24 protein-coding genes are annotated in these 25,655 nt (G+C 69.3%); 4 read left to right on the top strand and 20 right to left on the bottom strand.

Annotated elements, in window-relative coordinates; translation table 11 throughout:
• Positions 1-40 precede the first annotated feature (40 nt).
• On the top strand, positions 41-202 hold the full coding sequence (locus tag HXX10_RS07030; protein WP_296521065.1) for a DUF1127 domain-containing protein: 162 nt from the start codon (positions 41-43) through the stop codon (positions 200-202).
• Between the two features lie 208 nt (positions 203-410).
• Positions 411-1,817, top strand: coding sequence for a methylenetetrahydrofolate--tRNA-(uracil(54)-C(5))-methyltransferase (FADH(2)-oxidizing) TrmFO (trmFO, locus tag HXX10_RS07025; RefSeq protein ID WP_296521063.1), 1,407 nt, complete (start codon positions 411-413; stop codon positions 1,815-1,817).
• 71 nt (positions 1,818-1,888) lie between these two features.
• Here the strand turns inward: trmFO and HXX10_RS07020 are convergent, their stop codons facing one another.
• The 5 genes from HXX10_RS07020 to yajC form a co-directional block, all read right to left on the bottom strand.
• Positions 1,889-2,725 (bottom strand): phytoene/squalene synthase family protein, encoded by an 837-nt coding sequence (locus HXX10_RS07020; RefSeq protein WP_296521062.1) that lies wholly within the window; start codon positions 2,723-2,725, stop codon positions 1,889-1,891.
• A gap of 197 nt (positions 2,726-2,922) precedes the next feature.
• Positions 2,923-3,306 carry an Mth938-like domain-containing protein gene (locus tag HXX10_RS07015; RefSeq protein ID WP_296521058.1) on the bottom strand — a complete coding sequence of 128 codons (384 nt, stop codon included), beginning with the start codon at positions 3,304-3,306 and terminating at the stop codon, positions 2,923-2,925.
• A gap of 7 nt (positions 3,307-3,313) precedes the next feature.
• Positions 3,314-4,303 carry a protein translocase subunit SecF gene (gene secF / locus HXX10_RS07010; protein ID WP_296521056.1) on the bottom strand — a complete coding sequence of 330 codons (990 nt, stop codon included), beginning with the start codon at positions 4,301-4,303 and terminating at the stop codon, positions 3,314-3,316.
• A 39-nt stretch (positions 4,304-4,342) separates the two neighbouring features.
• Positions 4,343-5,950: a protein translocase subunit SecD gene (gene secD / locus HXX10_RS07005; RefSeq protein ID WP_296521054.1), complete on the bottom strand. Its 1,608-nt coding sequence runs from the start codon at positions 5,948-5,950 to the stop codon at positions 4,343-4,345.
• Positions 5,951-6,014: 64 nt separating this feature from the next.
• The gene (gene yajC, locus HXX10_RS07000; protein ID WP_296521050.1) at positions 6,015-6,362 is read right to left on the bottom strand and encodes a preprotein translocase subunit YajC; all 348 of its coding nucleotides are present in this window, start codon (positions 6,360-6,362) and stop codon (positions 6,015-6,017) included.
• Positions 6,363-6,623: 261 nt separating this feature from the next.
• Between yajC and HXX10_RS06995 the strand changes: the two genes are divergently transcribed.
• Positions 6,624-7,535, top strand: a complete 912-nt coding sequence (locus HXX10_RS06995) for an ATP-binding protein (protein WP_296521047.1) — start codon at positions 6,624-6,626, stop codon at positions 7,533-7,535.
• 112 nt (positions 7,536-7,647) lie between these two features.
• Here HXX10_RS06995 and HXX10_RS06990 read toward each other — a convergent pair whose 3' ends face one another.
• The 4 genes from HXX10_RS06990 to HXX10_RS06975 form a co-directional block, all read right to left on the bottom strand.
• Complete coding sequence (locus tag HXX10_RS06990) at positions 7,648-9,099, bottom strand: LysM peptidoglycan-binding domain-containing M23 family metallopeptidase (RefSeq protein WP_296521046.1); 1,452 nt, start codon at positions 9,097-9,099, stop codon at positions 7,648-7,650.
• Positions 9,100-9,388: 289 nt separating this feature from the next.
• The gene (locus HXX10_RS06985) at positions 9,389-10,156 is read right to left on the bottom strand and encodes an ABC transporter permease (protein WP_296521044.1); all 768 of its coding nucleotides are present in this window, start codon (positions 10,154-10,156) and stop codon (positions 9,389-9,391) included.
• Positions 10,153-11,079, bottom strand: a complete 927-nt coding sequence (locus HXX10_RS06980; protein ID WP_296521042.1) for an ABC transporter ATP-binding protein — start codon at positions 11,077-11,079, stop codon at positions 10,153-10,155. The genes HXX10_RS06985 and HXX10_RS06980 overlap by 4 nt, the downstream gene beginning before the upstream one ends.
• A 145-nt stretch (positions 11,080-11,224) precedes the next feature.
• Positions 11,225-11,878 carry a protein-L-isoaspartate(D-aspartate) O-methyltransferase gene (locus HXX10_RS06975; RefSeq protein ID WP_296521041.1) on the bottom strand — a complete coding sequence of 218 codons (654 nt, stop codon included), beginning with the start codon at positions 11,876-11,878 and terminating at the stop codon, positions 11,225-11,227.
• Positions 11,879-12,199: 321 nt separating this feature from the next.
• Between HXX10_RS06975 and HXX10_RS06970 the strand changes: the two genes are divergently transcribed.
• Entirely contained in the window at positions 12,200-12,589 is a 390-nt protein-coding gene (locus tag HXX10_RS06970) for a response regulator (RefSeq protein ID WP_296521039.1), read from the top strand.
• Between the two features lie 168 nt (positions 12,590-12,757).
• Here the strand turns inward: HXX10_RS06970 and surE are convergent, their stop codons facing one another.
• The 11 genes from surE to HXX10_RS06915 form a co-directional block, all read right to left on the bottom strand.
• Entirely contained in the window at positions 12,758-13,522 is a 765-nt protein-coding gene (surE, locus tag HXX10_RS06965) for a 5'/3'-nucleotidase SurE (protein WP_296521037.1), read from the bottom strand.
• Between the two features lie 178 nt (positions 13,523-13,700).
• Positions 13,701-15,137: a serine--tRNA ligase gene (serS, locus tag HXX10_RS06960; RefSeq protein ID WP_296521035.1), complete on the bottom strand. Its 1,437-nt coding sequence runs from the start codon at positions 15,135-15,137 to the stop codon at positions 13,701-13,703.
• A gap of 85 nt (positions 15,138-15,222) precedes the next feature.
• Entirely contained in the window at positions 15,223-16,059 is an 837-nt protein-coding gene (gene tatC / locus HXX10_RS06955) for a twin-arginine translocase subunit TatC (protein WP_296521034.1), read from the bottom strand.
• Positions 16,056-16,586 carry a Sec-independent protein translocase protein TatB gene (tatB, locus tag HXX10_RS06950; RefSeq protein WP_296521032.1) on the bottom strand — a complete coding sequence of 177 codons (531 nt, stop codon included), beginning with the start codon at positions 16,584-16,586 and terminating at the stop codon, positions 16,056-16,058. Before tatB ends, tatC begins: the two co-directional genes overlap by 4 nt.
• 212 nt (positions 16,587-16,798) lie before the next feature.
• Positions 16,799-17,044, bottom strand: coding sequence for a twin-arginine translocase TatA/TatE family subunit (locus tag HXX10_RS06945; protein WP_296521030.1), 246 nt, complete (start codon positions 17,042-17,044; stop codon positions 16,799-16,801).
• 284 nt (positions 17,045-17,328) lie between these two features.
• A complete protein-coding gene (gene scpB / locus HXX10_RS06940; RefSeq protein ID WP_367141937.1) occupies positions 17,329-18,360 on the bottom strand; it encodes an SMC-Scp complex subunit ScpB in 1,032 nt (343 codons plus the stop codon).
• Between the two features lie 63 nt (positions 18,361-18,423).
• Positions 18,424-19,353: a ScpA family protein gene (locus HXX10_RS06935; RefSeq protein ID WP_296521028.1), complete on the bottom strand. Its 930-nt coding sequence runs from the start codon at positions 19,351-19,353 to the stop codon at positions 18,424-18,426.
• 10 nt (positions 19,354-19,363) lie between these two features.
• Complete coding sequence (gene nagZ, locus HXX10_RS06930) at positions 19,364-20,386, bottom strand: beta-N-acetylhexosaminidase (protein WP_296521122.1); 1,023 nt, start codon at positions 20,384-20,386, stop codon at positions 19,364-19,366.
• A gap of 332 nt (positions 20,387-20,718) precedes the next feature.
• A complete protein-coding gene (locus HXX10_RS06925; RefSeq protein ID WP_296521026.1) occupies positions 20,719-22,506 on the bottom strand; it encodes an SPOR domain-containing protein in 1,788 nt (595 codons plus the stop codon).
• 80 nt (positions 22,507-22,586) lie between these two features.
• Complete coding sequence (gene argS / locus HXX10_RS06920) at positions 22,587-24,407, bottom strand: arginine--tRNA ligase (RefSeq protein ID WP_296521024.1); 1,821 nt, start codon at positions 24,405-24,407, stop codon at positions 22,587-22,589.
• 38 nt (positions 24,408-24,445) lie between these two features.
• Positions 24,446-25,651: a deoxyguanosinetriphosphate triphosphohydrolase gene (locus HXX10_RS06915; protein ID WP_296521022.1), complete on the bottom strand. Its 1,206-nt coding sequence runs from the start codon at positions 25,649-25,651 to the stop codon at positions 24,446-24,448.
• Between the last annotated feature and the right edge of the window lie 4 nt (positions 25,652-25,655).

The raw sequence follows: 25,655 nt of genomic DNA, 5'->3' as shown, positions 1-25,655 counted from the left end.
CTGCGCGGGACCACCCGCGTACCGGAAATCGGGGGTCAAAATGTATCTCGTCTCCAGTCTGGTCCGGATGGTCCGGGTGTGGCGCAAGTACAACGAGAGCCTTCGCGAGCTGAGCCGCCTCGGCGACCGCGAGCTGGCCGACATCGGCATCCTGCGCGCCGACATCCAGAAGATCGCCTGGGATGCCGCCAAGGCCGACTGAGGCCCGAGTCCCGGCGAACGGTGGACGACTGGCGCATCGATCCGCGCCGGCCCTGGAGGTTCCTGCCCGTCGTCGACTGCCCTCCTCGAACACTGCATGAAAAGTCGCCCGCCCCCAAGGCGGGCGCTTTTCATTTTTGGCCCGGGCCTCCTATATCGGGCCGACGCCGCCCGGACGCCCCGGGCGGAACCAGGAGACGAGCGGTCCGATGGAGCCCATCCATGTCGTCGGCGGCGGCCTCGCCGGCAGCGAGGCCGCCTGGCAGATCGCCTCCCGCGACGTGCCCGTGGTGCTGCACGAGATGCGGCCCGTGCGCACCACCGCGGCCCACAAGACCGAAGGGCTCGCCGAGCTCGTCTGCTCCAACTCGTTCCGCTCCGACGACCCCTCGACCAATGCGGTCGGCCTGCTGCACGAGGAGATGCGGCGGCTCGGCTCGCTGGTGATGCGGTCAGCCGACGCCAACCAGGTCCCGGCCGGCGGCGCGCTCGCGGTCGACCGCGACGCCTTCTCGGGTGCCGTGACGGCGGCACTCGAAGCCCATCCGCTGATCGAGATCTGCCGCGAGGAGATCGACGGCCTGCCGCCCGACGACTGGGACAACGTCATCGTCGCCACCGGCCCGCTGACCTCGGCGGCGATGGCCGAGGCGGTGCGCAACGTCACGGGCGCCAAGGCGCTGGCCTTCTTCGACGCCATCGCCCCGATCGTCTATCGCTCTTCGGTCGACATGTCGGTCGCCTGGGCGCAGTCGCGCTACGACAAGGCGGGGCCCGGCGGCTCCGGCGCCGACTATCTCAACTGCCCGCTCGACCGCGCCCAGTACGACGCCTTCGTCGATGCGCTGCTGGCCGCCGAGAAGGTGTCGTTCCACGAGTGGGAGGCGTCGACCCCCTATTTCGACGGCTGCCTGCCCATCGAGGTGATGGCCGAGCGCGGCCGCGACACGCTGCGCTACGGCCCGATGAAGCCGGTCGGCCTCACGGATCCGCACCGGCCGGAGCAAAGACCCCATGCGATCATCCAGCTTCGCCAGGACAACCGGCTCGGCACGCTGTTCAACATGGTCGGCTTCCAGACCAAGCTGAAGCACGCCGAGCAGGTGCGCCTCTTCCGCACCATCCCGGGCCTGGAGCGGGCCGAGTTCGCCAGGCTCGGCGGCATGCACCGCAACACCTTTCTCGATTCGCCGCACCTGCTCGACCCGGCGCTGCGGCTCAGGGCGATGCCGCGGCTGCGCTTCGCCGGCCAGATCACGGGCTGCGAGGGCTACGTCGAGTCGGCCGCCGTCGGCCTGCTGGCCGGCCGCTTCGCGGCAGCCGAGCGGCGCGGCGAGCCCGTGCTGCCGCCGCCGCCGACCACGGCGCACGGCGCCCTGCTCGGCCACATCACGGGCGGCCACGTGGTGACGACGATCGATGCCGGGCCGCGCTCGTTCCAGCCCATGAACGTCAATTTCGGCCTGTTCCCACCGCTGACGCGGTCGGTGGTCAAGCTCCCCGATGGCGGTCGCCTGCGCGGCACGGCAAAGACCCTCGCGCGAAAACAGGCCCTGTCGGCTCGCGCGCTCGCCGATCTCGACGCCTGGCGGGGCGCGGCGGGGCACAATCCGTAGGGCGTAATGAGCGCAGCGAATTGCGCCGCCAAGAATTCGAGGCCGGCGCAATTCGCTGCGCTCATTGCGCCCTACTGGTGCGCCCGACTGGCGCGCCACAAAATCCATTGCCGCCGCCACGCCGGCAGGTCGACGAGTGCAAACGGGTCGGCAGCCTGCTGCCGCTCGAGCCGGTCGAGCAAGGGCCCGGCGAGCGCGACCGGCAGGAAGGCCGGCGCCGCCGCAACCGGCAGCATTTTGGTCGCGCGTGCGGCCTCGGCCAGTTCCAGACGGGCGCGAGCGCGGAGATCGGCCAGCGCTGCAGAAAATCCCGGGCCGGTGCGCCGCGCCAAAATGTCGGCCGGATCGACGCCGTGCTCTCGCAAGAAATCGGCCGGCACATAGACTTGGCCGCGCGCCGCATGCAGCGGCACGGCCTGAAGGATGCGCGCGAGGCCCCAGCCGATGCCGGCCGGCCCGGCGAGCGCCGCGATAAAGGGATCAGGGCCGGCGAGGATGCGGGCCGCGCTGTCGATCAACCCAGACGAGGTTTTTCGCACATAGCCGTAGAGCGCCTCGAGGCTCGGCATCGGGTCGTCGTAGAGATCGAAGCTGCGCGCCTCGATCAGATCGAGAAGCGGCGCGACCGGCAAGCCATGCGCCGCGACGGTGGTCAGCAGCGCGTCGGCGACCGGATTGGCCCGCACCTCGCCATGGCCTTCGCCCGAAAGCGCGTCACGCCACCACTGCAGGCGAATTTCGCCCGCTATCGGGGTCTTCGCCGCGTCGCGCACCCGCGCCACCTCGGCATTGAAGGCGTAGAGCGCGAAAAGATGCGGCCTGAGGCCGGCCGGCGCGAACAGCGCCGCCAGGAAGCGGTCGCGATCCGCCTCCCGCACCAGCACCTCGCAGTGGCCGTAGGAGTCCATGCTCTCTCGCCTTCACCCTCCCCTGGAGGGGGAGGGTCGGGCGCGTGCATCGCACGCGCTCGGGGTGGGGTGAAGCCCCAAACGCCGGCTTCGCCGATCACCCCCTCCCGGCGGACTGCGTCCGCCGACCTCCCCCCTCCAGGGGGAGGTGGAGTGTAATGCCACCGGCTCGGCCCAACGGTCAGCCCGATTCGATCTCACGCCACCGCGATCAGCAGCGCCCCGACGCGGCGGCGCTCGACCAGCAGCATGTTCCAGGTCCGCACCGCGGCGCCCGTCGTCATGCTCTCGGTGACGATCCCGTTGTCGCGCAACTGCGTCCTCAGCGCCTCGGGGAGCGGCCAGGGATCGCGCCCCGCCCCGATCAGCAGATGCTCGACCGGCGGCGTGCTGCCGAGCAGGAGCTCGATCTCGCTTGCACCGATCTCGGCCGGCGTCGCCGCGGCGATCGCCCAGACGCCGTCCGGCAGGCACAGCACCGAGCCGCGATGCGACAGATGGCCGAACCGGAAGCCGCCGTCCCCGTATGAGTCGATCAGGGCCGGGCGGGGAAGATGCGGGCTCGCGCGGTCGGCCGGCACCGCCGCCTCAGGACTTGGTCTTGGCCTTGGCGGGCGGCTTCGCGGGCGAGCTGGCGGGCGGCTTGCCGGCGCCGGACGACACCTCCTCGGCGTCGCGGCGTGTCGTGCCGACGCCGAGATAGAGCAGGATCGGCGAGGCGATGAAGATCGACGTGTAGGTGCCGACCAGCACGACGCCGAACATCATGGTGGCCGTGAAGCTGTGGATCGCCTGGCCGCCATAGACCAGCAGCGCCAGCAGGGCGAGCGACACCGTGACGTGGGTGATGACCGAGCGCGACAGCGTCGAGTTGATCGAGTGGTTGAGCAGCTCCGGCATCGGCATCTTCTTGTAGCGCCGCAGCATCTCGCGGATACGGTCGTAGATGACGACGGTGTCGTTGAGCGAGTAGCCGAGAATGGTCAGCAGCGCCGCGATGCTGGTCAGGTCGAAGTCGATCTGCGTCACCGACATGAAGCCGATGGTGAGCACGATGTCGTGCATGTTGGCGATCATGGCGCCGAGTGCGAACTGCCATTCGAACCGGAACCAGAGATAGATCAGGATGCCGACGATGGCGAAGAACATGCCGATCGTCCCCATCGCGAGCAGCTCGCCGGAGACGCGCGGGCCGACCACCTCGACGCGGCGATAGTCGACGCTGTCGCCGAAGGCGGCCCGGACCTTGCGCACCGCCGCCTGCTGGGCCTCGTCGCCGCCCGGCTGCTGGGCGAGCCTTATCAGCACGTCGGCGGGCGAGCCGAACTGCTGGAGCTGGACGTCGCCGAGATCGAGGCCGGCGAGCGTCGAGCGCATCTGCGCCAGCTCGGCGACGCCCGACTTGGCCTGCACCTCCATCAGGGTGCCGCCGCGGAAGTCGATGCCGAAGTTCAGACCGTGGAAGAAGTACAGCACGATGGCCAGGATCGACAGCGCCCCCGAGACCGGGAAGCTGATCCGCCGAAAGCGGATGAAGTCGAAATTGGTGTCGTCCGGGACGATGCGGAGGAGGCGCACGGGGTTTGGTTCTCGTCGGTTATGGGCCGGTGGCGCGGGTCAGATCGGCACGGTCTGCGGGCGCCGCCAGCGGACCCACCAGGCGACGATCAGCCGGGTGAGCGTGAAGGCGGTGAACAGGGTCGTCAGGATGCCGATCCCGAGCGTGACGGCGAAGCCGCGGACCGCGCCGGTGCCGATGAAGAACAGCACGGCGGCGGCGATGAAGGTGGTGATGTTGGAGTCGAGAATGGTCGCCAGCGCGCGCGAGAAGCCGGCGTCGATCGCCAGGATCGCCGAGCGGCCGGCGCGCACCTCCTCGCGTATGCGCTCGTAGATCAGCACGTTGGAGTCCACCGCGATGCCGACCGTCAGCACGATGCCGGCGATCCCTGGCAGCGTCAGGGTGGCGTTGAGCAGCGACAGGATGCCGAAGATCATGGCGACGTTGACGGCCACCGCGATGTTGGCGAACAGGCCGAACAGGCCGTAGGTCGCGAACATGAACACCACCACCAGCGCCGCGCCCAGATAGGAGGCGAGCTTGCCGCGGGCGATCGAGTCCTGGCCGAGGCCGGGGCCGACCGTGCGCTCCTCGATGATGGTGAGCGGCGCCGGCAGCGCACCGGCGCGCAACAGGATGGCGAGGTCGTTGGCGCTCTGGACCGTGAAGTTGCCGGAGATCTGGCCGGAGCCGCCGAGGATCGGCTCGCGGATCACCGGCGCCGAGATCACCTCGTTGTCGAGCACGATGGCGAAGGGCCGCCCGACATTCTCCTGCGTCGCCTGGGCGAAGCGGCGTGCGCCCGCCGTGTTGAAGCGGAACGAGACGATCGGCTCGCTGGTGCGGTTGTCGAAGCCCGGCTGGGCGTCGATGAGGTCCGCGCCCGACACCATCACGCGCTTCTCGACCAGGACCGGCACGCGCTGCCCGCCCCGCCCCTCGTAGAGGAGCAGGTCGTCGGGCGGCACGCGGCCGCTCTGCGCCGCGTCCTGAGGGTTGTTGTTCATGTCGACCATCTGGAAGTCCAGCTTGGCCGTGGTGCCGATCAGGGCCTTCAGGCGCGAGGGATCCTGCAGGCCGGGCACCTGCACCAGGATACGGTCGACGCCCTGGCGCTGGATCGACGGCTCGACGGTGCCGAGCTCGTTGACGCGCTTCTCGATGATCTGGATCGATTGCTCGACCGACTGGCGGATGCGCTCCGTGATGGCGGCCTGCGTCACGGCGAGGCGAATCGTGCCGTTGCCCTGGTCGGAGACGTCGATGGTGCGTTGCCCGGTGTTGCCGAGGATGCCGCCGAGCGGCTGCGACAGCTCGCGCAGCTTGGTCAGCGCGAGGGTCGAATCGCTGCCCTCGCGGATGCGCACCTCGACGCCGTCGCCACGGATGGCGAGGCCGGTGTAGCCGACCTTGGCGTCGCGCAGCACGCGGCGGACGTCGTCCTGCAGGTTGCGCAGCTTCTCGGTGCGCACGAAGTTCGAGTCGACCTCGAGCAGGATGTGCGAGCCGCCCTGCAGGTCGAGGCCGAGCACGAGGTGGCGCTGGGCCCATTTGGGCCAGGTGTCCACCACCTTGTCGGGGAAGAAGTTCGGCACCGCGCAGAGGCACACGAGCAGCGCCACGGCCAGGATGCTAGTCGCCTTCCACCGCGAGAAATAAAGCATCGGTCTCGGATTCCCGTTTCGGCGCGCCGGTCGGCGCGCGGCCTCCTGGGTCGGCTCGCGCCGCTCAGCTCTGCTTGGCCGTCTCGTCCTTCACGGGCTCGCCCTTGGCCCGGACCTCCGCCACCATGCTGCGGATCTGGCGAGCCCGGACCCCGTCCGCAAGCTCGATCTCGATCTCGTTGTCGTCGATCACCTTGGTGACCTTGGCGACGATTCCGCCCGAGGTGACGACGCTGTCGCCGCGGCGGACGTTCTTGATCATCTCCTGGTGCTGCTTGGCGCGACGCTGCTGCGGCCGCAGGATCAAAAAGTACATGATCACGAAAATGAGGACGAAAGGCAGCAGCGACATCATCATTTCGGTGCTGCCCCCGGCACCGGAGACCTGGGCAAAGGCAGGCGTCACGAACATCGGTCGAACTCCTTCGGAAGGCGGATGGCCTGCAGGCCCCGGCGCGGCATGCGCGGGTCCAGGGGCGAAAAACCGCCGGGACTATACCGGTGGGCCGGCTGATTGCAACGCCGCCAGCCGGGTCGCCGTGTCGCGGCACACCCGACCATGCCGCCCGAGCGGGGCTGGCGAGGTCGTGCCGACAACGCGGCCGGGGCCCGCGATTGGGCGCCTTGCGGCGCGGCCCGGGCCCCGCTAAGGGAACGGCCGGAACCCAAAACCATGCATCAGACCTCAAAAAATTCCATCGCTGCGTCCCCCGCGACCTCGGATGCCCGCCAGGACGCGCTCCTGGAGCGTATCGCCGCGGCGCTCGAGCGCCTCGCTCCCCCTGCCCCGGCCGCGCCCGATTTCGCCGTCGCCGACGCCTTCATCTGGCATCCGGAGGGCCACCGGCTCGCCCCGGTGCCGCGCGTCAACCGGGTCGACATGTCGCTTTTGTGCGGCATCGACGCGGTGCGCGACCTTCTGCTCGCCAACACGGAGCGGTTCGCCCGCGGCCTTCCGGCCAACAATGCGCTGCTGTGGGGCGCGCGCGGGATGGGCAAGTCGTCGCTCGTCAAGGCCGTGCATGCCGGCGTGAACGCCTCGCTGGGGCCGAAGGCCGGCACCCTCAAGCTGATCGAGATCCACCGCGAGGACATCGAGAGCCTGCCGGAGCTGATGGGCCTCGTCCGCGGCCTGTCGCTGCGCTTCATCGTGTTCTGCGACGACCTCTCCTTCGATGCCGCCGACACCTCCTACAAGTCGCTCAAGGCGGTGCTCGAGGGTGGCATCGAGGGCCGGCCCGAGAACGTCATCCTCTACGCCACCTCCAACCGCCGCCACCTGATGTCGCGCGACATGATGGAGAACGAGCGCTCGACCGCCATCAATCCCGGCGAGACCGTCGAGGAGAAGGTGTCGCTGTCCGACCGCTTCGGCCTGTGGCTCGGCTTCCACCGGTGCAGCCAGGACGAGTATCTGTCGATGGTGCAGGGCTATGTCGCCCACCACGCGATCCCGATCGAGGCAGACGCGCTTCGCCGCGAGGCGCTGGAATGGGCGACCACCCGCGGCTCGCGCTCCGGCCGCGTCGCTTGGCAGTTCATCCAGGATCTGGCCGGCCGCCTCGGGGTCGGGCTGAGCGAGTAGGCCGTAGGGCGCAATGAGCGACAGCGAATTGCGCCGGAAATGCCTCTTCGCGGCGTAATTCGCTTCCGCTCATTACGCCCTACGAAGATTTACGCCCTACGAAGACGGGCGCTCACGCCCCGGGCAGATGCTGCATCGGGTCGACCGGCGCCGAGCCCTTGCGGATCTCGAAGTGGAGCTGCGGCGACGTCACGGTGCCCGACTGGCCCGACTTGGCGATCACCTGGCCGCGCCGCACCTGGTCGTTGCGCTTCACCATCAGCTCGCTGTTGTGCGCGTAGGCGGTGACGAAGCCGTTGGCGTGGCGGACCAGGACCAGATTGCCGTAGCCCTTGAGCTCGCTGCCCGCATAGGCGACGACGCCGTCCTCGGCGGCCCGCACCTGCGTGCCCTCGGGCACCGCCAGGTTGATGCCGTCGTTCTGCTGGCCGTTGGCCTTGCCGAACGTGGTGATCACCCGCCCCTTGACGGGCCAGCGGAACGCCAGCCCGGCACCGGTGCGGTCGCCGCGGTCGTCGTCGGCGGGCGGCGTCTCGATGCTGGTGCGGTGGACCGAGGCGGTGGCGGCCGGCTCGGTCGGCCCCTGGGCCAGCCGGGTATTCGGTTGCGCCGGCGGCTGGACGGGTGCAGGCGCCGCGACCACGCGGGTCGGGGGAGCCGGCTGGGCGACCGGAGGCGCGGCGACGGGTGCCGGCGCCGGCTGCGGTGCCGCGCCAGGCGTCTGCAGCAGCGCCGTGCGGCCACCGCCGCGGCCCGGAATGACCAGTCGGTCGCCGATCTTCAGCACCGCATGCGGCTGGATGCTGTTGGCCGAGGCGATGTCGACGATCTTGACGTTGTAGCGCTTGGAGATGCCGACCAGGGTGTCGCCCGGGGCGACGACATGCACGCCCGGGCTGCCGACCCGCGGCCCCGCGGCGACCGGCGTGACCGGGGGCATGGCCGCCGGCGCCGCCGCGGTCGGACCCGCGTAGCGCGGAATGACCAGGCGCCGGCCCGGCTGCAGCACGGCCGGCCCGGCGAGGCCGTTCGCCTCGGCGATCACATTGGCCGGCACGCCGTAGCGCTTGGACAGCGACGACAGGGAATCGCCCGGGGCGACCGTGACGGGCGTGCCGCCTTCCCACTGCCAGCCCGGCGCGCTCGCGGCCGGCTTGGCAGGAGATTGCAGGCGGGGAACCGAGCCGGTGACCTCGGGCGCCGACGCCGTGCGGTCGCCCGCCGGCATCGGCTGGTAGGAGCCCAGCCCGCGACCGCCTCCGGCGACCCCGCCGCCCGCGACCGATCCATGCGACCCCGGCGTATAAGTGGAAGGCGGTGGCAGGGGCTGCGCCGCCACGGTCTGACCAAGCGGCCGGGAATCGACGCGTCCGACCGGGGCGCCCTGGCCCGGCACCGAGCCGGTGGCCTCGGGCGACGGCCGGCCGGAGTATGGATTCTGGAGGGGGCTTTCCGTCAGCCGGGTCGAGTCCGTGCTGCAGTTCGCCAAGCCGAGCCCGACCATGAGCACCACCAGCACCCGCGAAACGCAATACGGGCTCGACGACTCGACGATCGTACGCATCGGCTTACTCACTCTACGCGACGGACACACGGCAACGGATACGCGAGTGAGTTAAGCACCGGTCGAGTAAAGATTGATTTAACCCTCGCCGGTCGGCAAAGACGTTTCCTTTACGATTACAATGGAACCCGCGGCGAGTATTTTCGTTTCGGCGCCGCTGCTTGGTAAATGGCCGGCTCCTTTACGATCCCGTTATGTTCTATTTACGTTCTATTGGCAACAACCGCCGGCTGCCGCCCGTCCAGCGGCCGGCGGCGCTCCGTGTCGGCGCCTCCCCCCGCCCTGCCGATCATGCTTTCAGGCGATAGCCGGTCCGGAAGATCCAGGCGATGCCGGCGAGGCAAAGCCCCAGGAACAACAGCGTCATGGCCAGGCTGACCCCGACATGGACGTCGGCGGTCTCGAAGAAGCTCCAGCGGAAGCCCGAGATCAGGTACACGACAGGATTGAACAGGGCCACGGTCTGCCATGGGGGCGGGAGCACCGAGATCGAGTAGAAGGTGCCGCCCAAGAAGGTCAGCGGCGTGATCACCAGGAGCGGCACGAGCTGCAGCCTCTCGAACCCCTCCGCCCAGATGCCGATGATGAAGCCGAGCAGGCTGAACGTCACGGCGGTGAGCACCAGGAAGGCGAGCATCCAGACCGGATGGGCGATGCGCAGCGGCACGAACACGCCGGCGGTGGCGAGCACGATCAGGCCGAGAATGACCGACTTTGTGGCCGCGGCCCCGACATAGCCGAGCACGATTTCCCCATAGGACACCGGCGCCGAGAGGATCTCGTAGATGGTCCCGGTGAAGCGCGGAAAATAGATGCCGAACGAGGCGTTGGCGACGCTCTGGGTCAAGAGCAGCAGCATGATCAGCCCGGGCACGATGAAGGCGCCGTAGGGCACCCCGTCGATCTCGCTGATGCGCGACCCGATCGCCGCCCCGAACACGATGAAATAGAGCGAGGTCGACAGCACCGGCGAGACGATGCTCTGCAGGAGCGTCCGCGCCGTGCGGGACATCTCGAACATGTAGATGGCGCGCACCGCCCGCAGATTCGAGATCATCGGCGCTGCCTCACCAGATCGACGAAAATGTCCTCGAGCGAGCTCTGCGTCGTGTGGAGATCGTGGAATTCCAGTCCGGCGCGCGAGAGATCCTGGAGCAGCGCCGCAATCCCGATGTGCTCGCCCTGCGTGTCGTAGCTGTAGACCAGCGCCTTGCCGTCCTCGGCAAGCGTCAGGGCATGCGCGGCGAGCGCGTCCGGAACCGCGTCGAGCCGCCGATTGAGATTGAGGGTGAGCTGCTTGCGGCCGAGATCGCGCATCAGGGTCGCCTTGTCCTCGACCAGAATGATCTCGCCCTTGTCGATCACCCCGATGCGGTCGGCCATCTCCTCGGCTTCCTCGATGTAGTGCGTGGTGAGGATGATGGTGACGCCGGCGTCGCGCAGCGCCCGCACGACGTCCCACATGGTCTTGCGCAGCTCGACGTCGACGCCGGCCGTCGGCTCGTCGAGGAACAGCACGCGCGGCTCGTGCGACAGCGCCTTGGCGATCAGCACGCGGCGCTTCATGCCGCCGGACAGCGTCATGATCTTGCTGTCCTTCTTGTCCCACAGCGCGAGCTCGCGCAGCACCTTCTCGATATAGGCGGGGTTCTTCGGCTTGCCGAACAGGCCGCGGCTGAACGAGACCGTGTCCCAGACGCTCTCGAACGCGTCGGTCTTCAGCTCCTGCGGGACGAGGCCGATCAGCGAGCGCGCCGCCCGGTAGCCGGAGACGATGTCGTGGCCGTCGACCGTGACGGCGCCGGTCGAGGCCCGCACGATGCCGCAGACGATGCTGATCAGCGTGGTCTTGCCGGCGCCGTTCGGTCCCAGCAGCGCGAAGATCTCGCCGCGCCTGATGTCGAGATCGATGGTTTTCAGCGCCTGGAAACCGGTGTCGTAGGTCTTCGACAGGCCCTTGATGGCAATCATGGTCGACATTGAAGGCAGGCGGCTCCGGCGGGCGATCGGGGGATTTTTGGCGCGGCCGAGCCGCCCGGCGACATATCGGGGCCTCCAGGCGGAACGGCAACCCCGTCCGGACGCTATTCGGGCTTGCGGGGCCGGCAGCGTGGCCGGAACGCCACTACAGCTCGCGCGCCTGGCCGGGCAGCAGCGGAACGAATCGCACCGCGATGAAATTCTCCCGCACCAGCCCCTGCGCCGACTTGGTCAGCCGCACGATGATCTGGGCGCCGTCATGGGGCCCGACCGGCAACACCATCATGCCGCCCTCGACCAGTTGCTCGGTGAGCGCGCGTGGAATCGACTCGGCCGCGGCCGTCACCAGGATGCGGTCGAAAGGCGCGCGCTCCGGAACGCCCTTCAGCCCGTCGCCGACCACGACCTCGATATTGCCGTAGCCGAGCGCCTCGAATTTCGTCCGCGCGGCGTCGGCGAGCGTGCGGTAGCGCTCGATGCTCACCACGACGTGCGCGAGCCGCGACAGCACGGCGGCCTGATAACCGGAGCCGGTGCCGACCTCGAGCACCCGATGGGTCGGCTCCACGGCGAGCCGCTCGGTCATGTAGGCGACCACATAGGGCTGGCTGATCGTCTGTCCACAGGCAATCGGCATCGCCTGGTCCGCATAGGCGGCCTCGATGTCCTCGTCGCGCACGAACTGGTCGCGCGGCACCTCGTCCATGGCGCGCAGCACGCCCGCATCCGCGATGCCGCGGCGGCGGAGGTTGAGGAGGAACTCCATTCGGCCGATACGCTGATCGGCGAGGGTCGTCATGGGCCCGATGTCCTTTTCGGCGGGGCCGCGGCGCGGCGGCCATCGCCAACTTGCCCCATTCGGTCCTCACCGACCATACAACCAGCGCTAGCCAATTACGGTTATAATATCGCCGATCCGGAGGAACCAATCCGGCCCGAATGGATTGGTTCACGGGTTTGTTCGTTCGAGCCGACGGTCGGCGCATTCCGCGCGCCGTGAACGGCTGTTACAAAGGACGGATAATCGGCAGACCCTTGGTCGCCCGGGGGGACGTTCGTGGTGATCCGGGTTCCGCCCGGACAATCATCACGCCGGCGAAAGGGAATATAGGACGGAGCAATGATGGACAAGGCTGTGAACCTGGCCGCCGAATCAAAGAACATCCTCGTCGTCGAGGACGAGATCATGATCCGAATGCTGCTGGAGGACATGCTGGGCGATCTCGGTTACACCATCGCCGGGGCGGTGGGGCGGATCGAAGACGCCATCAAGCTGGCCAGGACCGGCGAGTTCGACATGGCGATCCTCGACGTCAATCTCAACGGCCAGACCGTCAGCCCGGTCGCCGAGATCCTCGAGGCGCGTGGCCTGCCCTTCGTGTTCGCGACCGGTTATGGCGAGCGCGGCCTGCCCGAGCGGTTCATGAACCGCCCGACCCTGCAGAAGCCGTTCCAGCAGGAAAACCTCGGCAAGATTCTCTCGCTGGCCTTCGAGCGCGCCGCCGCCTGACCGCCTCGCCTCGGCAAGATTGTTCGATCCGGGTCGACCCATGGTCGGCCCGGATTTTTTCATGGTCGCGGGTAGCGAATGGCGATTGGGGAGTAGGGAGCGGGGAGCGGGAACAACGACTGGCCCCTAGCCGGCCCCCTACTCGCCAATCGCCATTCGCTACTCGCCCTACCCGAACACTTCGGCGAGCTTGGTCATGAACGGCTCGTCGGTCAGGTCGATCCGCAGCGGCGTCACCGTGATGCGCCCGGCGGCGATCCCGGCGAGATCCGTGCCGCTGGACGGCTCGGGCTTCGGACCGCGCGAAAAGGCGATCCAGAAATACGGATTGCCGCGGCCGTCCTGGCGCGGATCGATGCGGATCCATTCCTGGTCGCGCTTGCCCTGCGTCGCCACCGCGATGCCCTTGACGCCGTCCGGCGTGCAGTCGGGAAAGTTGATGTTGACCAGCACGTCGCGCGGCATGCCGGTGTCGAGCACCTTTCGCACCAGATCCGGCGCATGGCGGAGCGCCGTTTCCCAGTGCGGCCGCTGGCGGCTGTCGGCCCCGTAGGCCTGCGACAGCGCGATCGAGGGAATCCCCAGGATCGTGCCCTCGATGGCGCCGGCGATGGTGCCCGAATAGGTGACGTCCTCGGCCGTGTTGGAGCCGCGATTGACGCCGGAGAGCACGAGGTCGGGCGCCTTCCCCTCGACGATGTGGCGCACCCCCATGATGACGCAGTCGGTCGGCGTGCCCTTCACGGCGAAGCGGCGCTCGTCGATGGCGCGCAGCCGCAGCGGATCGTTGAGCGACAGCGAATGCGAGACGCCGGACTGGTCGAACTCGGGGGCGACGACCCAGACGTCGTCTGCGAGCGCGCGGGCGATCTCGACGCAGACGTCGAGCCCGGGCGCGTTGATGCCGTCGTCGTTGGTGACCAGGATACGCATCAGCGAAATCTGCTCCAATACAGATCCTGCCCGGCAGCCGTCATTCCGGGGCGCGCTGAAAGCGCGAACCCGGAATCCACCCGCGAAGCAGGAGCCTGCCGCTGGATTCCGGGTTCGCGAGCCTTCGGCCCGCGCCCCGGAACGACCGCGGTATGTGACGAGGTCGATACGGTCGCTCTCACGCCGTCGCCTCGATGACCTTCAGTCCGCCCATATAGGGCTGCAGCACGTCGGGCACGGCGATCGACCCGTCCGCCTGCTGGTAGTTCTCCATCACGGCGACGAGGGCGCGGCCGACCGCGACGCCCGAGCCGTTGAGCGTGTGGACGTGGCGCACCGCACGCCCTTCGGTGGTGCGATAGCGCGCGCCCATGCGACGCGCCTGGAACTCGCCGCACACCGAGCAGGACGAGATCTCGCGAAACAGGCCCTGCCCCGGCAGCCACACCTCGATGTCGTAGGTCTTCTGGGAGGCGAAGCCCATGTCGCCGGTGCACAGCGTCATCACGCGGTAGTGCAGCCCGAGGCGGCGCAGCACCTCCTCGGCGCAGGCGAGCATGCGCTCGTGCTCGTCGCGACTCTTCTCCGGCGTCGTCACCGAGACCAGCTCGACCTTGTAGAACTGGTGCTGGCGGATCATGCCGCGGGTGTCGCGTCCGGCGGCGCCCGCTTCCGCACGAAAACAATACGTTCCGGCCGTGAGCCGCAGCGGCAGCGCCTCCTCGTCGACGATCTGCTCGCGGACCAGATTGGTCAGCGGCACCTCGGCGGTCGGGATCAGCCACATGCGCTGCTGGCGCGCCTCGCGGGTCTCGGCCTCGCCGGCGGCGTCGCGAAGCCGCGCCAGCCGCTCGCCGACCCATTCGTGAGCGACCTCGCGCTCGGCGAGCTCGGTCAGGGTGCGCTCGATGGCGCGGTTCTCGCGGTCCGCGACGGTCGCCTCGCGGTAGACGGCGAACTGGTCGTCCAAAAACTTCGGAAGCTGCGCCGTGCCGAACATGGCGTCGTCGCGCACCAGGAGCGGCGGCGACACCTCGGTGTAGCCGTGCTCGGTGGTGTGGAGATCCAGCATGAACTGGGCGAGCGCCCGCTCCAGCCGGGCGAGCTTGTTTTTCAACACGACGAACCGGGCGCCCGACAGTTTGGCCGCCGCCTCGAAGTCCATCTGCTCGAGGCCTTCGCCGAGCTCGAAATGCTGGCGCGGCGTGAAGTCGAGCTTTGGCGGCGCGCCGAAGCGATGGTGCTCGACATTGCCATGCTCGTCGGCGCCGTCCGGCACGTCGTCGAGCGGCGTATTGGGGATCTGCGCCAACACCTCGTCGAGCGCGGCGGACGCCTCCTTCTCCTCGGCCTCCATGGCCGGGATAGAGGTCTTGAGACCGGCGACCTCATCCATCAGGGCTTTCGCCGCGGCCTCGTCCTTGCGCTTCTTGGCCTCGCCGATCTCCTTCGAGGCGGCGTTACGGCGCGCCTGCGCGGCCTCGAGCGCCCCGATGGCGGCGCGGCGGCGCTCGTCGAGGACGAGGATCTCGTCCGTGAAGGGCTCGATGCCCCGACGGGACAGCCCACGGTCGAACGCGGCACGGTTCTCGCGAATCCAGCGGATGTCGTACATGGAGCTCGGCTCAGAGGTGTCGGCGGAGAATCGGAACGCCCTTATACCACCGTCGCACCCGGCCGGATGCGACGGGCCGGCCGGTCTAGCCGGCCGGCGTCGAGGCCGGATCGGGCGGGCCCCCGGACGCCTTGGCGGCCTTTTCGGCCTTTTCGGCCTTTTCGGCCGCCGCCTTCTTCTCGACGATGCGGACCGCGACGATGGCGCCCTCGTAGAGGATCAGCAGCGGGATCGCCAGCGAGAGCTGCGAGAGCACGTCGGGCGGCGTGAGCACCGCGGCGATGATGAAGGCGCCGACGATGAAGTAGCGCCGCTTCTCCTTGAGCATGTCGGCCGTGACGATGCCGATGCGGCCGAGCAGCGTCAGGATCACGGGGAGCTGGAACGCCACCCCGAAGGCGAGCACCAGGCTCATCATCAGGGACAGATACTCGCCGACCTTGGGCAGGAGCTGGATCTCGGCGTTGTCGGGGCTGCCGAGCTGCTGCATGCCGAGCGAGAAGCGCACGATCATGGGCATGACGACGAAATAGACCACCGCCGAACCGAGCACGAAGAACACCGGCGTCGCGACGAGGTACGGCAGGAAGGCCTGCCGCTCGTGGCGGTAGAGGCCGGGGGCGACGAACATGTAGATCTGCGTCGCGATCACCGGAAACGCCAGAAAGACGGCGCCGAACATCGCGAGCTTGAGCTGGGTGACGAAGTACTCCAGGAGCGCCGTGTAGATGAACTTGGAGTTCTCCGGGCCGGCGACGAACACGAACGGCCACACCAGCACGTTGTAGATCTGCTTGGCGAAGACGAAGCAGAGGATGAACATGACCATGAAGGCGATGAGCGACTTGATGAGCCGCGCGCGCAGCTCGATCAGGTGATCCATCAACGGCGCCTTGGTCGCCTCGATGTCCTCGTGGGTCATGCCGGCCGGTCCCCTGACGGCGCCACGGGCGTGGGAGGTTCGGCTCCGGCAGGTGCCACCGACGCGACAGGCTCGACCGTTGCAGGCGCGGTCGCGGCCGGGGCCGTCGGCGTCTCGGCCGGCACGCCGCTGGCGACGATCGGCTCGCTGCTCGGGGCCGGCAGCGGCGCGGGCTCGGCCGCCGCGGCTTCACCCGGCAACGCGGTCTCGCTCGGGGGCGGCGGATCGCCCCCCGCGACATCGGAGACGGTGGTCGGGGCGGCCGGCTTCGGCTGCTCGGCCATCGGATCGAAATTGGTGAAGGAGCGCGCCGCGTCGTTGAGATCGTCGACATGCTTCTTCAGGTCGGCCATCTCGGCCTCGCGCAGCGCCTCCTGGAACTGCCCCTGGAACTCGGCCGCCATGCGGCGGATCTTGCCGGTCCACTGGCCGACGGCGCGCAGCACGCCCGGCAGCTCCTTCGGCCCGATCGCGATCAGCGCGACCACGCCGATGAGCAGCAGCTCGCTCCACCCGATGTCGAACATTATGGCTCCGACGGTCACGGTCCTGCCGGACGAAGTCCGGACGGACGAGGTCCGGGCGGACGCGTGCCCCACATTGGCCGGCATGCGCCGGCGCGACGCCCAGCGGTTTGCCGCAGAACGACCAAAGGTTCAAGCGGTTCGGCTGGGCCGCCTGGGCGCGCGGCGCGGCCCCGGCCCGCGGCGTGCGTCTGGCCCGCGGTGCGGGACTGGGGTCAGCCGACCTTGCGGCTCTCGGGCTGCGGCTGCGTCGACTGGGCCGACTGGTGATCGAGGGTCTTCACCGGGTCGCCGGGCTTGGCGGGCTCCACCTTGACGGTGTCGTCATCGCTCATCCCCTTCTTGAACGCTTTGATGCCCTGGGCAACGTCACCCATCATCTCGGAGATCTTGCCGCGGCCGAACAGCAGCAAGACCACACCGATGACGATGATCCAATGCCAGATGCTCATGGAACCCATCGGACTACCCTCCAACCGACGGGCCGCGCGTTTTTGGGGCTCGCCTTCGGTTTTGCCGAGAACCTAGGCGGACGATCCGCCAAAAACAAGGACCGCCCGCGCGTCCATTGCGCACGGCCACGCGGATGGCTGCCGGGGCTCACGGCAGATTTGGAGCGAACCCTCGAATTCTGTCATGCCCGCGCGTGTCGCGGGCATCCACGCCTTCACGGCAGAACGGTGAGGACAGACGTAGATGGCCGGGACAAGCCCGGCCATGACGGCTCTGAGCTCCAGATTGGGGGTCAGTCGCCCTCTTCCCGCTGCTGCGGTGCCTCCTCGGCCGGCGGCTCGTCAGCCTCCGGCTCCCGAACCTCCGGCTCCTCGGCCGCCTCCTCGGCGGTCGGCTCCTCGGGGCGCGGAGCAAGGACGAGATCGAGCTCGATGGCGTCGAGCGGATCCTCGTCCTCGCGCAGCGAGGGGTCGTCGGAGGGTGCGGGCACGCCGAAGCCGCCCGGGAGCTGGCCGTCGAACAGCCCTGCCCCCTTCAGCTCGTCGAGGCCCGGCAGATCGCCGAGCGCCTCGAGGCCGAAATGCGACAAAAACTGGTCGGTGGTGCCGTAGGTCACCGGGCGGCCCGGCGCCTTGCGACGCCCGCGCGGACGGATCCAGCCGGTCTCCATGAGCACGTCGAGCGTGCCCTTGGCGACGGCGACGCCGCGAATCTCCTCGATCTCGGCCCGGGTCACCGGCTGGTGGTAGGCGCAGATGGCCAGGGTCTCGACGGCAGCACGGGACAGCTTCTTGGGCTCGGCAGCCTCGTGAGTGAGCAGCCAGGCGAGGTCGTTGGCGGTGCGGAACGCCCACTTGCCGCCGACCCGCACCAGATTGACGCCGCGCGGAGCGTATTCGAGCTGCAGCCGCTTGAGGCCGGCGTGGACGTCGGTGCCCGACGGCAGGCGCTTGCCCAGCGCCTTCTCGTCGAGCGGCTCGGAGGCGGCGAACAGCAGCGCCTCGATCAGGCGCAACTCGTCCGGCCGGGTCTCGGGGCCGGCCTCGTCGTCGCCGGCCGGGGCCGCCTCGGCGGCTGCCAGCGCCTCGACGGGCTGCCCGGCGGTCTCGCCCGCCGACTCGGCCGCGGATTCGCTGTCCTCGTCGACTTCGGTCGCATGGGCCTCGGTCGCCGGCGCGTCGGCGGTCTCACCCGCCTCGCCACCGTGCAGCACCTCGGACTCGGACGAATCCATCATGTCGGCCGGGCCTCCGGCCGCCACCTCGGCCGCGGGCTCGCCAACCGGCGTCGCATCCCCCTGGCCCGTCTCGTTCTCGGGGATCATGGTCGCCTCTTCGGCCAATTTCGCAATCCGCCATCCGTCGCGGCTCATCTCGGCATCCCCTTGTTATTGGACGGTCTCGCTCGCCGCGGACGGCGGCGGCGGCACGTCATCGTCGGGAGCCGCCGTGTGCTTGCGCACATAAATGGGCGCGAATGCGGTGGGCTGATGAACATCCATCACGCCCTCGCGCACCAGCTCCAGCAGGGCGGCGAGGCTGGAGGCATAGACGGTCGGCCGCATCGCCGGCTCCACCGCATAGGTGAAGAGAAAGCCGTCCAGCGCGCTCCAGTCCTCGGCGGCGGCGCCGACCAGGCGCTGCAGCACATCGCGGGCCTCGGCGAGCGACCACACGTTGCGCTTCTTCATGCGCACATGGGCGAGCGCCTGGCGCTGGCGCTGCGACGCGTAGGCCGAGAGCAGGTCGTAGAGGGTCGCCGACCATTCGGGCCGCTTGATCTCCTCGATCGGCTCGGGATCGCCGCGCCCAAAGACCTCGCGGCCGAGCTGCGGCCGGCTCATCAGCTTGCTGGCGGCGTCGCGGATCGCCTCCAGGCGCTTCAGGCGCAACGCCAGGGCGGCGGCCAAGTCGGTCGCGCTCATGCCCTCGGGCTCCGCCCCCTCGGGCAGCAGCAGGCGGGATTTCAGGTAGGCGAGCCAAGCCGCCATCACGAGATAGTCGGCGGCGAGCTCGAGCCGCAGCCGCCGCGCCTCCTCGATGAAGATCAGATACTGCTCGGCCAGCGCCAGGATCGAGATTTTGTGCAGGTCGACCTTCTGCTGCCGGGCGAGCGCCAGCAGCAGGTCGAGCGGGCCTTCGAATCCCTCCACGTCGACGATCAGGGCGGGTTCGTCGGTCGCCCTGTCGACCACCTCGATCGGGAACTGGCCGGCCTGGTCCGCGGCCGCCGCGCCCGCGATCGGCGGAGCCGCGACGGACGGATCGGTGCCGGACGGATCGGTCCCGGATTGGTCGCTGCCGGATTGCTCGGTCATTGGGCCTTTCTCACCCCGCGGCTGCCGTCGGGCCGATCATACGAGAAAACGCCGCCCTCGCGCCCGCGAGCGCCTCGGCGTCGGGTGTCCGGCGCGCCGCCAGCGCCGCCGCACAGCGCGTATCGGCGGCCCCGGACAGCACCGGGGATTCCGCCGCAACCTCTTCCATTTCCGAGAGATTGCCGTTGCAATGCAAGGCCAGGTCACAGCCTGCGGAGAGCGCCGCACGGGTGCGCTCGGCGAGGCTGCCGGACAGCGCCCCCATCGACAGGTCGTCGCTCATCAGGGCCCCGGTGAAGCCGATCGCGCCGCGAATCACCGTCTCGATGACGACCGGCGACAGGGTCGCGGGCCGCATCGGGTCGATCGCCGTGAACACCACATGGGCCGTCATGCCGAAGGGCAGCCCGGCCAGCGGCCGGAATGCCTCGAAGTCGCTGCTCTCCAGCGTGGCGCGATCGCACGCCACCACGGGCAGGCTCTTGTGGCTGTCGCAGGCGGCGCGGCCATGGCCGGGCAGATGCTTCACGACAGGCAGGACGCCGCCGGCCATGAGGCCCTCGGCGATGGCGCCGGCGATCTCCGATACGGCCTCGGCCGTGTCGCCATAGGCGCGGTCGCCGATCACCGGATCGCCCTCCGGGGCCGGCACGTCGGCAATCGGCAGGCAGTCGACCGTGATGCCGAGCGCGGCGAGGTCGGCGGCGATCAGCCGGCCGCCCAGCCGGGCGGCGGCGAGCCCGGCCGCGTGGTCGCGGGCATAGAGGGCGCCGTACCGGGCGCCGGCCGGGTAGGCCGGCCAGTGCGGCGGCCCGAGCCGCTGCACCCGGCCGCCCTCCTGGTCGACCAGAACAGCCGCCTCACGCCCCGCAGCGTCCCGAAACTCGTCAACCAGCGCAGCAACTTGCGCCGGATTATCGATGTTGCGCTTGAACAGGATCAGGCCAAACGGACGCGCCGCGCGGAAAAACTGCCGCTCGGCGTCGGTCAGGCGCAGACCGGCCACGCCGGTGATGAAGGCTCGAGCCGTCATGCGCCGTTTATCCCGGTCCGCAGCGCGAAGGTCAAAGCGCGCGGGGCACGCGGGCGCACTTATCCCCCGTCCGGACAAGCATAGGCGTCCGGACAGACCTCTTTCGACAGGCCGGCGGATCAGGCCGCGTCAGACACGAGCCGGGTGAACGCTTCGGTGGTCATTCCGGGACGGCGCACCGATCCCGGGCTTGCCCTGGATCGGCATCGTATGGTGCCGAAGTCGGCAGCAGCCGACTTCTGTGCGCCGGACCCGGAATCCAGCCGAGAACTCTGCGTTCGTCGCTGGATTCCGGGTTCGCACCTGCGGTGCGCCCCGGAAAGACCAGCGTATCAGTTGCGCTGGACGATGCAGTTGCCGCCCGCGGCCTTCAGGCTCTCGCAGAGCTGGACGGCGTCCTCGCGGCTGGCGAAGGGCCCGACCTGGCTGCCGTAATAGATGCCCTTGGCGCCGAGGTCCTTCTTCTTGACCAGGACCTGGCGGCTGGACAGCACCGACGGGTACTTGTCCTGCATGGCGCGGAACGAAGCGCGCGCCTCCTCGGGCGTCTTCTGGGCCGAGAGCTGGACGACGTAGTTGCCGCCGTCGGTGGCGCTCGGCACCGGGGCCGCCATCGCGGTCTGCGGCGCCGCACGGGCGGCAGGCGCCGGCGCAGCCGGCGGCGTGATGGCCATCGGGGCGTTACCGGCGGCAGCCGGCGTCGCCGGACGGGCCGGAACCGGGCGGGCCGCAGCCGGAGCGGCAGCCGGAGCCGCTGCAGGCGGCCTCGCGGCCGGGGCGGGCTCGCCGTCCGGCCGGATCGTCACGGTCCGGACCGCCTTGGGACCGGTCGTCGCGCCGCCGGACGCCGGCACGGTCGCCGGGGCGCTGAGCGAGGGCGGCAGGTTCGAGGTGGCGTCCGGATAGCCGCTCGGATCGCGGATCGCGACCGGCTGCTCCTCGCGCGGCACCACCCGCTCGTTCTGGCTGCCGATGCGCTCGTAGATCTGCTTGTCGCCGCTCTGCACCGCGGAAGCGATCTTCTTCGGCGAGGTGTCGGCGCGGATCACCGGCGGGCTGCCGTCGGCCGTGCCGCCGCCCTTCATGGCGCGAAAGCCGTAGGCGCCGGCCGTGCCGACCACCGCCAGCGCCATGATGGCCGCCGCGATGGCGAAGGCCTTGCCGCGTCCCTGCCGCGGGGCGTCGTCGTGCTCGTCGGCGTCATGGCCCGACAGCTCTCCGAACGGCTCGTGGCCGCGCTCGGGATCGTAATACTCGCCGCTCTCGAACGCTCCGTCGGCGCCGGGCGCATAGCGCGGATCGTATTCGAGCGGCTCGTCGCGGCCGAGCGCGAGGGCCTCGGTGCGGGCCGGGAACATCGGCTCGGAGGCGGCATAGCGGTCGCCGAGCGGCCGCCCGCCATGCGGATCGACGTTGCTTTCCTCGTAACCAGGATCGGCGGCGGGTTGCGACGGGACCTGGTCGCGCAGCGACGACTCGCGCGGACGCGGCGGCTTCCAGCCGACGGGTTCGGCCCGCGACTCGGCCATGCGTGGCTCGACTACGCGTGGCTCGGCGGCGCGGGGGGCCGACGCGCGCGGCTCGGGAATCGGATCCGGCGCCCGCGGATTGGACAGCCACGCCGGCGGATCCACCCGGCGGGACTCGGACGGGCGCGGCGGCTCGGTGTAGCCACCGTAACGCTGGTCGGGATAGCGCGGCTCCGTCTCGAAGGGCGGGTCGGCGTCACGCTCGTCGTAGCCGCCGCCGGCATCGCGATCATCGGAGCGCGGATTGGAGAACCGCGGCTCGGACTGACCAGGCTCAGGGTAGCGTTGCTCGGAATAGGACGGCTCGGACACCGGCGCGCGCGGCGCGTAGGACGACGGCGCGAAATTCGGTTCCGGCGCGCGCGGCAAGGGCGCCGGCTCGCTGCGCCGCGGCGGCGCGGGAGCCCGCTCGACGCGGCTTTCGACACCGTCGCGGGACCGCATCGCGCTGCGCGGCTCGTAGGCGACCGGGTCGTTCTGCCCGATCAACCGCGCCAGCTCGACCAGCGGATCGGCCGCCGGTTCCGGACGTGCCGAACTCCGTGCTGCCGCGGTTGCCCCGTCCGTTCGACGATATCGGTCGTCTGCCATGCCAGCCAGCCACCGGTCGCGGTGCCACTCAACACTTCGGAGGCGGCAGCATCACCGCACTTCCGGCACGCCAGCGAGGGTCACCGCATCTCGTCAGGCGCTTCGACCCCGAGCAGACCAAGCCCCACGGAGAGCACCGTGATCACACCTTGAACAAGCGCGAGACGGGCCAACGTCAGTTGTGGATCATCCTGGATAATGAAACGTAAATGTGGCGAGTCCTTGCCTCCACGCGTGTATTGGCCGTGGAACGCGCTGGCGAGGTCGTAGAGATAAAAGGCGATTCGGTGCGGCTCGTGCGCCACCGCGGCGGCCTCGACGAGTCGGGGGAACTGGGCGACGGCCCGCATCAGCGCCAGCTCGCCCGGATCGTCGAGCCTGTCGAGCGACGCCCCGGCCAGCAACGCGGCCCGCGCCGCCCAGTCTTTCGGATCCTCCGGCAGGTCCGGCAAAACCTCGCGGGCATTGCGAAAGATCGACTGGCCGCGGGCGTGGCCGTACTGGACATAGAAGACCGGGTTGTCGCGTGACTGCTCGATCACCTTGGCGAGGTCGAAGTCCAGCACGGCGTCGTTCTTGCGGTACAGCATCATGAACCGCACGGCGTCCTTGCCGACTTCGTCGACGACTTCACGAAGCGTCACGAAGTCCCCGGCCCGCTTCGACATTTTGACCGGCTGCCCGGCCCGCAAAAGCTTCACGAGCTGGACGATCTTGACGTCGAGGGCGGCGCGGCCGTCGCTCACCGCCTTCACGGCCGCCTGCATGCGCTTGATGTAGCCGCCATGGTCGGCGCCCCAGACGTCGATCAGGTCGTCGAAGCCGCGGGCGACCTTGTTCTTGTGATAGGCGATGTCGGAGGCGAAATACGTGTAGGAGCCGTCCGACTTCTTCAGCGGCCGGTCGATGTCGTCGCCGAAATCGGTGGCCCGGAACAGCGTCTGCTCGCGGTCCTCCCAATCCTCCGGCGGGGCACCTTTGGGGGGCGGCAGCCGGCCCTCGTAGACCTTCCCCTCGGCCCGCAGCGTCGCGATGGTGGCGCCGACCTGGTCGCCGGTCTTCGCCCCTTCGGCGCCCTCGATCAACGAGCGTTCCGAGAAGAAGACGTCGTGGCGCACATTGAGGGCCGCGAGGTCGTCCCGGATCATGCCCATCATCATGTCGATGGCGATTTGCCGGACCTCCGCCAGCCAAGCCGATTCGGGCTGCTGCCGGAGCGCCGCGCCGAATTTTTCCGCGAGTGCCTGCCCGACCGGCACCAGATAGTCGCCCGGATAGAGCCCCTCGGGGATCGGGCCGATATCCTCGCCCAGCGCCTCGCGGTAACGCAGGAAGGCCGACCGGGCCAAGACGTCGACCTGGGCGCCGGCGTCGTTGATGTAGTACTCGCGCGTCACCGGCCGGCCGGCGAATGCGAGCAGATTCGCCAGCGCGTCCCCGAAAACGGCGCCCCGGCAGTGGCCGACATGCATGGGGCCGGTCGGGTTGGCCGAGACATACTCGACATTGACGGGCGGGCCGCCCGCGGTGCCGTGGGCGTAATCGGGACCGGCCGCGACGGCGGCGCCGAGCGCGGCACGCCAGACCTGCGGCTTCAGGGTCAGGTTGATGAAGCCCGGCCCGGCGATGTCCACCTTGGCGACCCAGTCGTCGGCACGGAGCTTTGCGGCAATCTCCTCGGCGAGGTCGCGCGGCTTCCGGCCGGCGTCCTTGGCCAGCACCATGGCGGCGTTGGTGGCGAGATCGCCGTGGCTCGGATCGCGCGGCGGCTCGACCAGCACGCGGCTGCGGTCGATCGCCGCCGGCAGCGCACCGGCCGCCACGAGCGCGGCGACGACGGCCTGCACGCGGTTGAGGACGGCCGCCGTGACGTGACTGGTTTCGTCAGTGTTTTCAAACATTTTGTTCTATCCAGGGGCCGTTCGCGCCGGCCGGGCCACTAACGCAATTGCGGCGTCGAGTCAAAGAGCCGGGCGTGCTCGATCAGGGCATACCGGTCCGTCATCCCGGCGATGAAGTCGGCGATCAGCCGGGCGCGGGCGCCCTCCTGGTCCGGCAGGTCATGGCGCCACTCCGCCGGAAGCGTCTTCGGGTCGCCCGCATAGCGGGCGAACAGGTCGGAAAGCACTCCTTCGGCGTCTCCCATCACCTTCATGACCCGCGGATGCCGGTACATGTGGGTCATCAGGAAGGCCTTGATGGACCGGTCGGCGGTCGCCATGCTGGCCGAGAATGCAACCAGTGGTGATTCGGCGGCCCGCACATCCGCCACCGACGCGGGTTGCTGCTGTGCAACACGGCGCCGCGTCTCGGCCACCACGTCGCCGATCATCACCGTGATGATTCGCCGAATCAGCTCGTGAACGAGCCGGGACGGCTCGATGTTTTTGTGCTCTGCACCAATGTCCTGCAGTATGTGCGCAGCAATTTCCACCTGAACCAGGTCGTCCAGGCCGAACAGGCCGGCTCGAAGTCCGTCGTCAATGTCATGGGCATCATAGGCGATATCGTCCGCGATGGCACCGACCTGAGCCTCCAGGCTGGGAAAGCCCCAGAGATCCAGATTGTGCAGCGCATCATAGTCGCGAATCACCGGCGCGAGAATTTGTGCCGCGTCGCACAGATCGTCACCGCCGATTCGGCGAATCAGCGGACCGTTGTGCTTGACCAGCCCCTCCAGGGTCTCCCACGTCAGGTTGAGTCCGTCGAAGCCCGGGTAGCGCCGCTCGAGCCGGGTGACGACGGCGAGCGTCTGGGCGTTGTGGTCGAAGCCGCCATGGGCGGCCAGACAGCGGTCGAGCGCCCGCTCGCCGGCATGGCCGAACGGAGTGTGCCCGAGGTCATGGGCGAGCGCGCAGGCCTCGGCCAGGTCCTCGTCGAGCCCGAGCGCACGGGCGATCGAGCGGGCCACCTGGGTCACTTCGAGCGTATGGGTCAGCCTCGTGCGAAAGTGATCGCCCTCGTGATAGACGAAGACCTGGGTCTTGTGGGCGAGCCGGCGGAACGCGGTCGAGTGGATCACCCGATCGCAATCGCGGCGGAAGACGCTGCGGCCAGGGCTCGGCGGCTCCGGGTGCAGCCGCCCGCGGCTCGCCGCCGCATCGGCCGCATAAGGCGCACGCGCGCACGCTTCCTGAACCGCCATCGAG

It is taken from the genome of Rhodoplanes sp., assembly GCF_013377085.1.
Taxonomy (GTDB): Bacteria; Pseudomonadota; Alphaproteobacteria; order Rhizobiales; family Xanthobacteraceae; genus Rhodoplanes.
The sequence above is the reverse complement of the archived record's forward strand: the minus strand, read 5'-3'. Positions and strand labels throughout refer to the sequence as shown.

What these genes read in the sequence shown, in the direction of transcription:
- HXX10_RS07030 (WP_296521065.1), top strand. Translation starts at nt 41, where the DNA reads ATGTATCTCGTCTCCAGTCTGGTCCGGATGGTCCGGGTGTGGCGCAAG.
- trmFO (WP_296521063.1), top strand. Translation starts at nt 411, where the DNA reads ATGGAGCCCATCCATGTCGTCGGCGGCGGCCTCGCCGGCAGCGAGGCC.
- HXX10_RS07020 (WP_296521062.1), bottom strand. Translation starts at nt 2,725, where the DNA reads ATGGACTCCTACGGCCACTGCGAGGTGCTGGTGCGGGAGGCGGATCGC.
- secD (WP_296521054.1), bottom strand. Translation starts at nt 5,950, where the DNA reads ATGCTTTATTTCTCGCGGTGGAAGGCGACTAGCATCCTGGCCGTGGCG.
- yajC (WP_296521050.1), bottom strand. Translation starts at nt 6,362, where the DNA reads ATGTTCGTGACGCCTGCCTTTGCCCAGGTCTCCGGTGCCGGGGGCAGC.
- HXX10_RS06995 (WP_296521047.1), top strand. Translation starts at nt 6,624, where the DNA reads ATGCATCAGACCTCAAAAAATTCCATCGCTGCGTCCCCCGCGACCTCG.
- HXX10_RS06990 (WP_296521046.1), bottom strand. Translation starts at nt 9,099, where the DNA reads ATGCGTACGATCGTCGAGTCGTCGAGCCCGTATTGCGTTTCGCGGGTG.
- HXX10_RS06985 (WP_296521044.1), bottom strand. Translation starts at nt 10,156, where the DNA reads ATGATCTCGAATCTGCGGGCGGTGCGCGCCATCTACATGTTCGAGATG.
- HXX10_RS06980 (WP_296521042.1), bottom strand. Translation starts at nt 11,079, where the DNA reads ATGTCGACCATGATTGCCATCAAGGGCCTGTCGAAGACCTACGACACC.
- HXX10_RS06975 (WP_296521041.1), bottom strand. Translation starts at nt 11,878, where the DNA reads ATGACGACCCTCGCCGATCAGCGTATCGGCCGAATGGAGTTCCTCCTC.
- HXX10_RS06970 (WP_296521039.1), top strand. Translation starts at nt 12,200, where the DNA reads ATGATGGACAAGGCTGTGAACCTGGCCGCCGAATCAAAGAACATCCTC.
- surE (WP_296521037.1), bottom strand. Translation starts at nt 13,522, where the DNA reads ATGCGTATCCTGGTCACCAACGACGACGGCATCAACGCGCCCGGGCTC.
- serS (WP_296521035.1), bottom strand. Translation starts at nt 15,137, where the DNA reads ATGTACGACATCCGCTGGATTCGCGAGAACCGTGCCGCGTTCGACCGT.
- tatC (WP_296521034.1), bottom strand. Translation starts at nt 16,059, where the DNA reads ATGACCCACGAGGACATCGAGGCGACCAAGGCGCCGTTGATGGATCAC.
- tatB (WP_296521032.1), bottom strand. Translation starts at nt 16,586, where the DNA reads ATGTTCGACATCGGGTGGAGCGAGCTGCTGCTCATCGGCGTGGTCGCG.
- HXX10_RS06945 (WP_296521030.1), bottom strand. Translation starts at nt 17,044, where the DNA reads ATGGGTTCCATGAGCATCTGGCATTGGATCATCGTCATCGGTGTGGTC.
- scpB (WP_367141937.1), bottom strand. Translation starts at nt 18,360, where the DNA reads ATGATCCCCGAGAACGAGACGGGCCAGGGGGATGCGACGCCGGTTGGC.
- HXX10_RS06935 (WP_296521028.1), bottom strand. Translation starts at nt 19,353, where the DNA reads ATGACCGAGCAATCCGGCAGCGACCAATCCGGGACCGATCCGTCCGGC.
- nagZ (WP_296521122.1), bottom strand. Translation starts at nt 20,386, where the DNA reads ATGACGGCTCGAGCCTTCATCACCGGCGTGGCCGGTCTGCGCCTGACC.
- HXX10_RS06925 (WP_296521026.1), bottom strand. Translation starts at nt 22,506, where the DNA reads ATGGCAGACGACCGATATCGTCGAACGGACGGGGCAACCGCGGCAGCA.
- argS (WP_296521024.1), bottom strand. Translation starts at nt 24,407, where the DNA reads ATGTTTGAAAACACTGACGAAACCAGTCACGTCACGGCGGCCGTCCTC.
- HXX10_RS06915 (WP_296521022.1), bottom strand. Translation starts at nt 25,651, where the DNA reads ATGGCGGTTCAGGAAGCGTGCGCGCGTGCGCCTTATGCGGCCGATGCG.